Consider the following 12,658-nt stretch of genomic DNA (forward strand, 5'->3'; position numbering starts at 1 on the left):
GTTGGCGAATCGGGAATTGGGAAGACGCGCCTGCTGGAAGAACTTGCTGCCGTTGTCACGAGCAACGGTCGCGTACTCTGGGGACGCGGGTTTGAGGCGGAAATGCTGCGACCGTATGGAGTCTGGATCGATGCACTGCGGGCGATCGCTCGTGATTCAGGATCGCAATTGCCAGCAGAACTGAGTTCCCTGTTTCCAGAAGTGGAGGGAAGAAGAGATCCGGGCGATCGCTCTCAGCTATTTGATGCGGTAGTCAACCTGCTCTCCCAACTTTCGAGCAATGGCAAACGAATCGTCATTATCCTAGATGATATTCAGTGGCTGGACGAGGCATCTACGGCACTCCTGCATTATGCAATTCGCCTGCTGGGTCATTCCTCCGTTCGGTTTGCCCTCTCTGCTCGTCAACGCGAGTTATCAGATAATGTGCCTGTGTGTAAGCTGGTGCAAGCGCTACGGCGGGAGGAGCGGGTGCAAACCATCTCACTGCCACTATTAAATCAAGCGCAAGTGGTTCAGCTGACTCGCTCGGTGAATATCGATGTTGATGGCAACCGCGTCTTTGTGGATAGTGGCGGGAATCCCCTATTCGCTCTAGAAGTGGCTCGTGCCCTAGCCCAGCATGACACTGCTTATTCTGACAATCTGGAAGCCTTGATTCAAGACCGATTGCGGCAACTCGACGAACCGGCGCGAGAACTTTTACCTTGGGCAGCTGCATTGGGACGAAGTTTCAATCCGACAATCGTGGCACGGGTTGCCGACTATCCCCTCTCTAAATTACTTGTAGCTGTGGAAGAACTGGAGCGGCAGGGGATTATCCGTCCTAGAGCTTTATTAAATAACGAAACTGGCTATGACTTTGCTCATGATGTTGTGCGGAAAGTCGCTTATCACCAGTTGTCAGAACCCCGCCGCAAATTAGTGCATTTGCAAATTGCCCAGGCTTTGAATCGTCTCTCGGTTCCTGACAACGCCCTAGCCAGCGATGTCGCCCATCATGCATCATTAGGCGGTCATGATTCCTTAGCCGCCTCAGCTTTCCAAGCAGCCGCCGAACGTTGTTTGCGCCAGTTCGCGTACTCAGAAGCATCGGAACTGGCTCAACGGGGAATTCAGCATTGCCGGAACCTTGAGAAGACTTTACGGGTTCGACTGCACATCGGGCTGCTAAAAGTCTACGTTCTGGCAGGAGTTACCAGAAATCAAATCCCCCAACTCGAAAATAACCTGCATCAACTGATTGCCGAAGCCAGCGCCCTTGGTTTGAAGGATGAAGAAGCGATCGCGCTAGAAGCTTTGATCGTGCTGAACTACGAGCGAGGTAATCTCATGGGTGTTCGCGAACACTCCCTCCAAGCAGTGAAACGAGGACGATTGGCAAGTCCGGCAACTACCGCCCGAATGCTGGCTCACAGCGGTTGGTGCCTCGCCGAAACCGAACGCGAGATGCCCCGTGCTGAGGCGCTGTTGCTAGAAGCACAGCCGCTTGCCGCGAGAGTGGGACTTGAAATTATCGATATTCCCTGTGGTCTGGGATGCGTGCGCCGTCATGCAGCGGATTTCCCGGCGGCGCGTTCTCTTTTGGAACAAGCATGGCGAATGGCGCAAGCGGAACAGGATCGCTGGCGAGAGTCTGCTTGTTTAACTTATCTGGCGATGACCGAGTTGGAAGCGGGCAATCCGACGATGGCGATCGCTTACTCCGAAGAACTGGCAGCAGTTGCCACAAAAATTAGTGGTGAAGGCAGCGAAGGCCCATTCGCCGTTGCCCTGAGTTCGCTCGCCCGTTATGTTATCGGAGAAATAGGCGCTGAAGAAGCACTTGAGCCAGCATTATCCACCCTGCGTCGGATCGATGCGAACCGAATGCTAGCTTATATCCTGAGCTTTGCAGCGGCAAGGGATTTGGAAAGGGGTCGCGTTGAATTAGCGATCGCTCGCGCTCAAGAAGCACTTCATGCCGCGCAAATTGTGGATCATACCAGTGAAATTGCCCTCGCTGGGGCTGCATTAATTCGGGGAAAGTTAGCTTTAGGCGAACATCAGCGTGCAGCAGAGCTATTTCAAAGCTTACAGCACCAAATTGACCCTCGCGTCTTGAGCGTTCGTGCCCAAACTGCCATCAATCGCTTACCGCAGGATCTGAGGACTAACGCAGAGATCCCCCTTGCGTCCCCCTTAAAAAAGGAGACTTTTCCAGTTCCTCCCAATTTATCGGGGGGTTAGGGGAATCTAGGCTTCAAGTTTTCAGTGCGTAAGTCCTGTATTTAAAAACCTAAATTGCTCAATCAATCAGGAGGAAAATATGGTTCGTGTCCTTGTAGAAAAGATATTTGAGCCACCGATCACCGAACAGAAGTGGAACCACGATCTTGAGATCGGAATACCTTGTCACCGGGCACACAATGTTCATTGGATTCGCTCAATGATGGCACGCGATCGCGCTAAAGTAATTTGCGAATTTGAGGCACCTGATGCTGAGACTGTGCGGAAGTCCTTTCGGAAAGCGGGCTTACCCTTCGCCCGGATCTGGACAGTTGATATTTTGGAACCATCTGTTGGATCAAATGTATCAACCCTGTCTAATTGCTCTTAATCAAAAAACCTTTGTAGTCTCACTTTCAGGTTGAAGAAACAGTAATGATGCGATCGCCCTCACCAATGCCTCTGGCTCCACAGGCTTAGGAATGTGCTGTTGAAATCCTGCGGCGATCGCTTGTTGGTAATCCATCTCGGCAGCATAGGCAGTCAGCGCGATCGCTGGAATGTTTCCTCCTTGGTCTGGTTTCAGACTCCTCACCTTTCGCATCAACATATAGCCATTGATTTCTGGCATTCCAATATCGCTGATGATGACATTTGGCTGGGATTGGCTTAGTGTTGTCAGCGCTGCAACGGCTGAGGCTACGGAGGTAACAGTTGCACCATATTGCTCCAACAGGAAGCACAAAAACTCTCGCATATCTGCATCATCATCCACCACGAGAATTTGTAAGCCAGACAAAGGTAAGGAGTCAAAAGTCAGAACTGAGAGGTTGTCTTTTTCATCCGACTGCCTTTCTCTATAATTCTGCAAACAGGGAAGCTTAATTAGGAAAGTTGCACCTTGTCCTTCCCCCGGACTTGATACACTTACAGTGCCGCCGTGAAGTTCTACGAGATGGCGGACGATTGCCAGCCCTAGACCCAATCCCCCAAAGGTTCGGGTGGTGGTACCATCTTCCTGACGGAAATAATCAAAGACATAGGGTAAGAACTCAGGTGCAATCCCCTTGCCTGTGTCAGTTACGCGGATTTGCGCCTGCGATCCGACCTGCTCTAATGCGATCGCGACCTGTCCCCCAGCCGGAGTAAACTTAACCGCATTGGCAAGGAGATTCCAAACGACTTGCTGCAATCGATTGGCATCACCGGAAACCTGTCCTACGCCCGGTTCGAGGATGGTCTGAATCTGGATAGATTTGGCTTCGGCTGCTAAACGCACCGTCTCGATTGCGGCTTCAATCGTCGATACCAAGTCAACCGGGTAGACGTTGAGGCTCAGCTTCCCTTGCAGGATGCGGGAGACATCGAGCAAATCTTCAATTAATTGGGTTTGTAACTTGGCGTTGCGCTCAATAGTTTCTAAGGCGCGATCGCTGGTTGCAGCATCGAACTTGCGGCTCCGCAGAAGCTTTGCCCAACCCAGAATCGGATTAAGCGGCGTTCTCAGTTCGTGAGAGAGAACGGCTAAGAATTCATCTTTGACCCGGTTTGCCGCTTCCGCCGCACTTCGCGCGGTTCGTTCTGCTTCGTAGAGATGGGAACGAGCGATCGCTTGGGCGCATTGTTGGGCAAGTGCCAAGATAAAAGCTTGGTCATCCTCGTTAAGTTCTTGTGGCTCAGTAAAGCCCAGAGACAAGCCTCCAACTGCCCGACCCTCTACCATCAGCGGAATCGAAACCCACGTCCCAAAGTTAAATTGACTATAGGCTTCAGCCAGGTGAGGGTAACGAGCAGCTCGTTTTTGTGACGTTTCACCCCAAACAGGTTGCCCAGTCCGTACCGCCTCTGCTAGAGGGACTGCGGTATCGATGGAAAAACGTTGCCAGCCATCGATTTGATTCACTTCATAGCCAACCGCCCGCACAATTTCCAGTTCAGTACCGCTTTCATTGAGCAATGCCACTAGAGCATAGTTGGCACCCAAGGCAGCCATGCCCTGTTCGACGATGACTTCAGACACTTGGGTGGGTGTGAGCGATTCTGAAAGGGCAGCGGTAATGGACTGGAGACGGGCAATTCGCTCTGCTGCCCGCTCCGCCGTCTGTTGCGCCTGCTGCGCTTCCCGATAGAGGCGGGCATTATCGATAGCGATCGCTGCCCGATGAGCAATATCTTCCGCCAGCGAGAGATCGGCGGTGCTAAAACGATGAGCAGATTCAGCCGTGACAAACGAAATGGCACCGAGAATCCGCCCCCGTGCCATCAACGGTGAGATAATATAGGACTTTAAACCCAGGTCCCGCAGAATTCGCAGATGTTCTGGATCTTTGACTGCTTCTGCCAGGACTGCATCTGAAATTTCCGCCACCATTTCTGTTTGCCCAGTACGCAGCACCTTTGGTACACCTTCCGGTGCATTCAACGGTCTAGGATAACGCTGATGGAGTTCCCAGGCGAGTTTCACTTTCTCCGGATCTCGGTGGGCAACGGCGACCCGATTAATTGATTGGTTGTCTTGCAGGAGGTCAACGCCGCACCAGTCTGCGAAGTAGGGCACAACTAGGTTTGCCACGCTGGAGAGCGTGCTTTCGTAATCGAGGGAAGAGGCGAGGGTGGCACTGACTTGAGCCAAAAACGCGGCTCGCTGTCGGTCAGCTTCTGCTTCCTGGCGGGCGGTTTGCTCTGCGTACAGTTGGGCACGTTCCGCTTCAGCCTGTTTGCGATCGCTAATATCTTTGTTGATGCCCACAAAAAAGAGCGGCTTGCCAGCCTTGTCGTAAACAAGCTTTGATGTTGTTTCAATCAACACTTTCGACCGATCTTTTCTCACACAGGGAACTTCACCACAAAATCCTCCGGTTTCCTGAATAGACTGGATCATTTGGGCGGTCATCGTTGCTGCAATGTCAGGGTGATGTAAGAAATTCAGGGGTTTAGCGATCGCTTCGGACGCCGTATAGCCGAAAATCTGCTCCGCGTTGCCCAGCCAGCGTTGAATATTTCCCTCCAGATCGGTTAACACAACAGCATCGGGCATTTGCTCCAAAGCAGCCTTAGAAATCAGCAGAGATTCTTCAGTTTGTTTGCGCTCCGTGATGTCAATTACAACACCACTCATGCGAGTCGCTGTGCCCGCTTCGTTGAAAAAGGCTCTTCCCCGGCAAGCAGCGTAGCGAATGCTGCCGTCATCCCGGATAATTCGATATTCCAGATCGTGTTCCACGCCTTCGTGAATCGCTCGGCTCAAAGATTGGGCGAGCGATTCCCGATCCTCTGGGTGCAGACGAGCCAACACGGCTTCTGAGGTGGCAACAAACGTTGCAGGAGTGACTCCAAATAGTTGATAAACCTGCTCATCCCAGTCAAACCGATCGTTGAGAATATCCCAACTCCAAACACCGATTTGGGCGGATTTCAACGCTAGGTTAAGTTGTTCTTGACTTTGTGCTAACCCTTGATAGAGACGAGCATTCTCCAGGGAAATGGCAATTTGAGCTGCTAAAATTTCCAGCACGGAAAGCTTGTCGTGTGTAAAAGCGCCTGGGATAAAGTTGTTTTCTAAATATAAAATTCCCAGCAAGTTTGACTGACGGGCGATTGGTAAGCAAAGTACAGACTTCGGTTGCTTTTGAATCACATACTCGTCTTCCGAAAATAGATTCTGCTCTGTGGCATCGGGCAAAATCACAGTTGATTGAGTTCGCTGCACATAATTCAGCACTGACTGAGGCAATGCAATTTCACCCGCCAATTCAGGTCGAAAAACATTAAGTTTTTCTGCTTGGGAATTTATTTTCGCTTCGACTTCTATCACTAGATTCTGCTCGTGAAAAAGCAGCAAATAACCCAGTTCGGCTCCTGCTTGCTCAAGCGCAATCTGCATCAATGTCTTCAAAAGTCGAGAGAAGACAATTTCGCTGGAAATAGTTTGAGACGCCTTAACAACCGATAGAAAGTCAAGTTGCTCCCCCGTGCTTAAAAACGTTTCGTTGGAGGCAGGCGGCTGTTGCGGCAACGGTTGCGGCAATATGGTCGGATAGAGCTGTTCAAGCTGCTTGACCTTGCCGAGCGCCTCCCAGCGCCGATAGGCATTCCTGGCTTCTTGCAGATAAGTTTTAGCGATCGCTTCAAACTCCCGATCTAAGTAAAACTTAGCTGCTAACTCATACGCCAAGGCTTCATAATGCACAAATTTCTGCTCGCGGGCACAGCGAATTGATTGCTCATACAGGCGCATTGCTTCCATGTCCCGACCCTCAATTCGAGCTATCTCCGCCGCCACTAATTGAGACTTGTGTAAGAAGTTAGCGGGGCAGTGGCTCGCCCAATCCTGTAATTGTCGCTGATGCATTTCCAAGGTTTCTAAAAACCCTTCCCGATCTTCACAAGATGCAGTTGGATAAAGAGCCGCCAAGGTCAGCGAGTGATACAGAACATAATCGGTTTCGATTGGTAATGCCAGGGTTGTAACTGGAAACACGGACACTTGTAAGGCAGAATTCAGCGCCTCCTCATACTGTTCGTAGGTGAAAAACAAAATTAATTTGATGATGTGATAAAAGATAATTCCACTGACGAAGCCTGCATCCGTAAGGATGGAAAAGGCGTGCGATTCATCGAAACTATCATCACTTAGGGTCAGCTTTTGGTAGGTGAGTCCGCGTAAATTTAGGAGAAACTGCTGCTGCAATCTAATCGTCTGATAGGCAGCCTCATGCTTAGATTGCTGGGCAAAGTTAACGTACTTTTGAATTAAATTATACGTTTCGGGAAGTGGACTTCCTACCTGAATAATCTGCCAAGAGCCTTGATAGCCGTTGTAGTTAGCCATCGTCACATCACCTGCTTCCACACAACCGATAAAGCCTCGCTCTAAAAATGGAATATCGGTAGAAATATGGTTCCGCCAAACGTTGATATGACTGCCATGAATGTGCAGAACTGTTCCTCTGAGTTTCGGGTCATTCAACTTCTCATTTAGTTGAATCGTCATCTCGGAAAATGCGTAGCCTGTCGGAATATCACGGAATATAGAAACCAACAACATCGCATACATACTATAAGCAAAACAGGAATCTTCCGTATTACCATACTTCAGGGAATAATTGACTGCTTTGAGTACAACTAGCGGAAAAATACTTGGTCTGCCGAGATAAGCAGGCGGCCCTACAGTTGTCAGCAGACCGATGAGTGTCTTAAGATTTGGATCTTGGAGCGTTGGGGCGTTGAGTAGATCGGAGACTTGTCTGTCACCTAAATTTGCCAATACCTGGCTTTTTTCGATAGCGATCGCAACCTGCACTTGCTCCTCTGAATCCGGGAAAGTCACCCCAAAAATTTTTAAAGCTTCTAATCCGAGTGCTAGCGCCTCCTCATACCTACCTGCAACTTGATAAAGTCTGAGCTGAAGTATATAAATATTCGCTTTGTCTATATAAGATTTGGCTTTGATAAATAGAAGCTTAAATAGAGCTTCCGCCTCCTCTAAATTACCCGTTAAAAATTCGCATTCAGCTCGTTCTTTAACTAGAGTAAATGTTTGTTCATAATGGTCAAACCAAGAATCTTTATTTAAAAGATTTGCAGCGACAGCAAGCATTCTTTTCGCAGGTGTGTACGCAGTGGAGGCTTTTGCCTTCTTAGCAGCAATTAGATTTAGGCGAATTAATTCGTTTTTTTCTGTCCGCTCAGTAATCAAACCAACAGCTAGATTAAGTTGATTCACTAAATCAAAAATCTGTTCTTCCAGTTGAGCAGAATTGAAACTTTTAAGTAAAAGTCGCCCAATCGTGAGGTGAACCGCTTGCTTTTGTTCACCATCGATCAAGGCATAGGCAGCTTGTTGAATGCGATCGTGGTAAAAGCGATAGCTTTTCTCAATGCTTTCAGTTGCCTCTGTTGGGATGATGAATCCTCTCAGAACCGCTTCCAAAAGTGTGTTGGCTGTTTGCTGAGGAGATATTTCACCGACGATTGCTAAAACTTCTAAATCAAAACGATTCCCGATACAGGAAGCTAACTTGAGCAACTGTTGAGTTTCGGGCGGCAGTTTTTGCATCCGCCCAATCATCAGATTGACAATATTATCCGTAATGCCTTGGGCTTCAATTTGGGCTTGATCCCATTGCCAGACGCGATGGTTGCGATCGAACGTCAGCAGATTTTCTTGGTACAGCGTTTTGAGAAACTCGTTGACAAAAAAAGGATTACCATCGGTTTTCTGAATGATTAATTTTGCAAGAGATTCTGACGATTCCGGCTCACAATTTAGGGTTTCAGCAATGAGCTGATTCACATAAGCAAGGTTGAGAGGAGTGAGAAAAATTTCGGTTATTTTTGCCCCACCTTGACGAATCTGCTCCATCATCAGACTGAAGGGATGGAGCAAATCGACTTCATTATCTCGAAAAGCCAGAATAAAGCAAAGATGCTGGAGATTTGATCCCGTGGTGATAGTTTGAATCAAATTCAGAGTGGCGCTGTCTGCCCACTGCATATCATCCAAAAAGACAGCCAGTGGATGCTCTTTTTGAGCAAAGATACTGATAAAGTTTTGAAACACCAGATTGAATCGATTTTGGGATTCAGCGGGTCCCAAGTCTGGTACAGGAGGTTGTTCGCCGACGATGAGTTCAACTTCTGGAATCACATCGGTAATCAGTCTGCCATTGTTCCCGAATGCGGCTTGGATTCGCTTTCTCCAAGTGGCAAGTTTATCTTCAGGTTCCGTCAAAATTTGCCGAACGAGGGTCTGAAAAGCTTGAACAAGGGTGGAATAAGGAATATCTCGTTTGTACTGATCGAACTTACCAGAGATAAAAATCCCACGTTCTCTTACGATGGGTTTTTGGATCTCGTTCACGAGAGAAGATTTACCAATCCCAGCATATCCAGCGACGAATATAAGTTCTGGCGTACCTTGGCTAACAACTCGCTCAAATGCTTGTAAAAGCTGTGCAATTTCTCGCTCTCGCCCATACAATTTTTGGGGAATTTGAAACCGCTCTGAGATATCTTGTTCGCCTAAAGGGAAAGATTGAATTTGTCCAATTGTCTCCAACTGTTTTAGGCATCGTTCCAGATCGAACTGCAAACCCAAAGCACTCTGGTAGCGATCTTCTGCAACCTTTGAGAGCAGTTTCATGATGATGTCAGATAGCGATCGCCCAATCTCCGGTCTTACCTTTGTGAGTGGTGGCGGCGATTGGGCAATATGACAATGCACCCACTCTAAAGGGTCTTTGCCCTGAAACGGTAGCTGACGGGTCAGCATTTCATAGAAGGTGACTCCCAAGGAATATAAATCGCTGCGATGGTCAATCCCGCGATTCATTCGCCCAGTTTGCTCTGGCGACAGATAAGCCAAACTGCCTGCAATCTGGCTGGAACTGCTGACCATTTGCTGTTCGTAGGGGATAAAAGCAGCGATCCCGAAGTCAGCGATTTTGACCTGATGCGTTTCCAGATTAATGAGAATGTTCTGCGGCTTAATATTTTTATGGACAATGCTATGGCTGTGAATTTGGGCGATCGCATTGCTGATTTGAATGGCAATTTTTAAAAACGGAATCGGCTCCCGAAAGTCTTCTAGAAGCCGATCGAGCGATCGCCCGCCAAAATCCTCCAAAATCAGATAAGGAATGCCCCAATGCACCTCTAAGGCGTAGGCTTTAACTGCTCCGGGGGTGTTCAACCGTTGGGCGATCGCATACTCATGTCTGAGTTGCTCAATATTGTTGGGCGTACAGCACTCTGGACGTAGCCCTTTAATAATCACCGGACGCCGATCTTCGACTCTGATTCCACGGTATAGGACGGCTTTTATCCCTTCTTTGAGCAAAGTGACAATCGTAAATCCGGGTAACTTCAAGGTCATGTCAACAGATCCTATAGCCGTGCTTCGTCAGAATAGTCAGAGGCCAATGGTGCTTCAGACTCATCTGCTAGATTTAACTAGAGTAGCAATCGCTTCAACCAGTTTTTCCGATTCTCCAGGCTTGGCAATATGCAGATGGAATCCTGCTGCGATCGCGTACACCCCTTTGGGCATGAAAACAGCGAAGCGAGGCGTTAGCCTAGCGCCGACCTATCGGTTAGCTCATCTGTAATTACCCCAAGATGGCATAAAAAATTGAAAAATTCGATGCTTGAAAGCTGACAAACTACTGACCATTCTCCTGTAAGTATTTAGTCATCATTTCGGCTCTCTTGACAAGACCAGCCTCCTGACGCTATCTGCGACAAGCTTAAGTACTGACTACGAGAGATTTTCCTAGTTCTGAGCTACAGAATGCACAATAACAGTCATCCCCATTTAGACAACCACTAGGAGATAACGATAAGACCCTCCATTCCGTAGGTTTACCCTACCTCCTAGAGAGTCTTCTGATATTGGTGGTGCTTATGCGATCGCTTAACTCTTTGATGGCTTGGGGAAGAAAGTGCAACTGGACTACCCTCTTAGTAACAGTTGCACCACAGCAACAACGGAATCAGTAAAAGTAAAGTCTTGGATTCAGAGAATACCCGAAAAAGCGATCGCTGATATCTGCGTCCAGACCATTTAGTTTTACTATCCCTTGCTTATTGACTACTTTTAGAGCAAACCTATCAGAAATTTTCTGATTTCTGAGTTTTGCCTGCATTGTTGTTTTCAACCCAATCAATCGCTGAGTTTAAATAACTGCGTGGTTTCATTTGCACACCACCATTCTTGTTACTCTTTCCAATTAACAGATGTTGCTCTCAATTTGCCATCACCGATAATCGTGTGAACTTTGAAAGAGCCGCTTTGTCCTGGATTTAGCGTGGAGGGTTCTGCATTGACAGAACTACTTTTAATCACCTTGCCATCTAATCCAACAACGTTATAGGTGACTTCAATCGAATGAACTGTTTTTTGGGTTCCGTTAATGATGCGACCCGTCAGAATATCCCCATCAGATGTTTGGTCTGCGATGATGACTTGAGGTTTCTCACCGCATAGTTGGGTGAGGTCTAAAGTTCTGCCATCCGATGTCTGCATATAGCAAAAGGGCATATCAATCTCAGAAGCTGACGCCCTCACAGCTTGTAAATTGGTAATCCATGAATTGCCAGAAGATTGATGATTGCCGAAGAAAATCGAAGCAATCCAGAAGGAAATTGTTAAAGTAAGGGTTTTTTGCATAGTGTTAACAGTTGGTAAAAACATAACAAAATTTCAATCTGTCTTAACAGATTTGAGGGATGAGTCTGAATTTAATTCAAGGCAGTATTCAAGGCTAAATTCTAAGTTCAGAGCTTGAGTGTTGGGCTTTTTCAAACACCCAGTATTGGCTCGCCCGGTGTTAAAACCCTAGCCATAGTGAGGGAATAAAAAGTAATCTCTTGGCTAAGGCAGTTGAGAAAATTCCAATGCCTTGCTAACCCAGGTTGCTAGTTATCTCATTTGGGTTGTGAGGTGCTAGTGAGGTGCTACATTAGCGATCCTTCCAGCCCCCCAATTTATCGGGGGGCAAGAAGTCTATATGTTGCAAACAGAAAACAAAATGGTATTAGAGCATTGGAAATCGACTCGCAAATTGTACCCAGTTACTCAGCAATGGAGTAACTCGCAACTCCCGTACCTGGTGGTAGTGAGCAAACAACCTCATAAGCTCCGTTAGCAGTTTGAGCTACAGGTCCCGTGAAGTTGAACACATGCTTCTTCGGAGTACCTGTAGCACCACCGCTAAGTGCGATTGTTAATTTCTGGAATTGAAAACTTAGAGAGTTCGGCTGGTTAGCCCGCAGCTCGCACTGTAGGGTTGTAGACTGAGCGTTTCTGCTGAATACATGCACAAAAGCAAGAGGTCCTGCGCTGCCATTTTCAGTCCCTGATGTAATGTCCCGAACAACAGGACAATGTAGGTTAATGGATGTGGTACCTTGAACTGAAAACTGTCCAGCTGCACGACTAAATTGCTGATTAGAAGCGGAAGTCTCAGGCTGACACATACTTCCAGCGTAGACTTTATTATCTCCAGCTAATGCTGCGGTGGGAATGGCAGCAGTGGATAATAGAGTGGCAGAAAATGCGATCGCTACTTTTACACGTTTCATGTTGGACATCATAGAAGTTGCTCCTTGGTATTTGCGTTGTTAATTAGTGAATTGCTTCAACTAAATACCAAGTTATTCAAAGCAGCGTTCGCAAAGCGTTCAATTAAATGCGATCGGAAACTTACATTTTTGTGACTCAAATCACTGGCGCTCGTGTTAAAGCGAAGATGCCCGATAACAATCTTTTTGGTAACTCGCAAATTCTATAAGTGCTTATGTAAAATAAATTACACATAATAAAAAGTAGAATAAGCTAAAACAAAAGTCAAGAAAACAAGAGACTTATGAGATTTATTAGAGATTTAAGCCGAGAAACTCAAAGGATTCTCAAAAGAATTTATAAAGAAAGTAGACATCATCAAGTGAG

At 47.4% G+C, this 12,658-nt stretch carries 6 protein-coding genes; 3 read left to right on the forward strand and 3 right to left on the reverse strand.

Translation table 11 applies throughout. The features are described from left to right. Positions 1 to 2,229 (forward strand): AAA family ATPase (locus tag H6F50_RS01010; protein ID WP_190425334.1); only part of this gene is annotated, 2,229 nt, incomplete at its 5' end. Positions 2,230 to 2,308: 79 nt separating this feature from the next. After that, positions 2,309 to 2,599 (forward strand): DUF4242 domain-containing protein, encoded by a 291-nt coding sequence (locus H6F50_RS01015; protein ID WP_190410329.1) that lies wholly within the window; start codon positions 2,309 to 2,311, stop codon positions 2,597 to 2,599. On the opposite strand, the gene H6F50_RS01020 is transcribed toward H6F50_RS01015, so the two are convergent. Then, entirely contained in the window at positions 2,600 to 10,084 is a 7,485-nt protein-coding gene (locus H6F50_RS01020) for an AAA family ATPase (RefSeq protein ID WP_190425337.1), read from the reverse strand. On the opposite strand from H6F50_RS01020, the gene H6F50_RS01025 reads away from it, so the two are divergent. Then, the gene (locus tag H6F50_RS01025) at positions 10,083 to 10,316 is read left to right on the forward strand and encodes a hypothetical protein (protein WP_190425340.1); all 234 of its coding nucleotides are present in this window, start codon (positions 10,083 to 10,085) and stop codon (positions 10,314 to 10,316) included. The genes H6F50_RS01020 and H6F50_RS01025 overlap by 2 nt on opposite strands. Before the next feature lie 608 nt (positions 10,317 to 10,924). Here H6F50_RS01025 and H6F50_RS01030 read toward each other — a convergent pair. Beyond that, on the reverse strand, positions 10,925 to 11,377 hold the full coding sequence (locus H6F50_RS01030) for an FxLYD domain-containing protein (RefSeq protein ID WP_190425343.1): 453 nt from the start codon (positions 11,375 to 11,377) through the stop codon (positions 10,925 to 10,927). A 404-nt stretch (positions 11,378 to 11,781) separates the two neighbouring features. Continuing rightward, the gene (locus H6F50_RS01035) at positions 11,782 to 12,303 is read right to left on the reverse strand and encodes a hypothetical protein (RefSeq protein WP_190425345.1); all 522 of its coding nucleotides are present in this window, start codon (positions 12,301 to 12,303) and stop codon (positions 11,782 to 11,784) included. Positions 12,304 to 12,658 lie beyond the last annotated feature (355 nt).

Origin of the sequence: Coleofasciculus sp. FACHB-712 (assembly GCF_014695635.1) — a bacterium.
In the GTDB taxonomy this organism is placed as follows: Bacteria; Cyanobacteriota; Cyanobacteriia; order Cyanobacteriales; family FACHB-T130; genus FACHB-T130.

Excerpts from the sequence above, each read along its gene's own strand:
- H6F50_RS01015 (WP_190410329.1), top strand. The coding sequence starts at position 2,309 with ATGGTTCGTGTCCTTGTAGAAAAGATATTTGAGCCACCGATCACCGAA.
- H6F50_RS01025 (WP_190425340.1), top strand. The coding sequence starts at position 10,083 with ATGTCAACAGATCCTATAGCCGTGCTTCGTCAGAATAGTCAGAGGCCA.
- H6F50_RS01020 (WP_190425337.1), bottom strand. The coding sequence starts at position 10,084 with ATGACCTTGAAGTTACCCGGATTTACGATTGTCACTTTGCTCAAAGAA.
- H6F50_RS01030 (WP_190425343.1), bottom strand. The coding sequence starts at position 11,377 with ATGCAAAAAACCCTTACTTTAACAATTTCCTTCTGGATTGCTTCGATT.
- H6F50_RS01035 (WP_190425345.1), bottom strand. The coding sequence starts at position 12,303 with ATGATGTCCAACATGAAACGTGTAAAAGTAGCGATCGCATTTTCTGCC.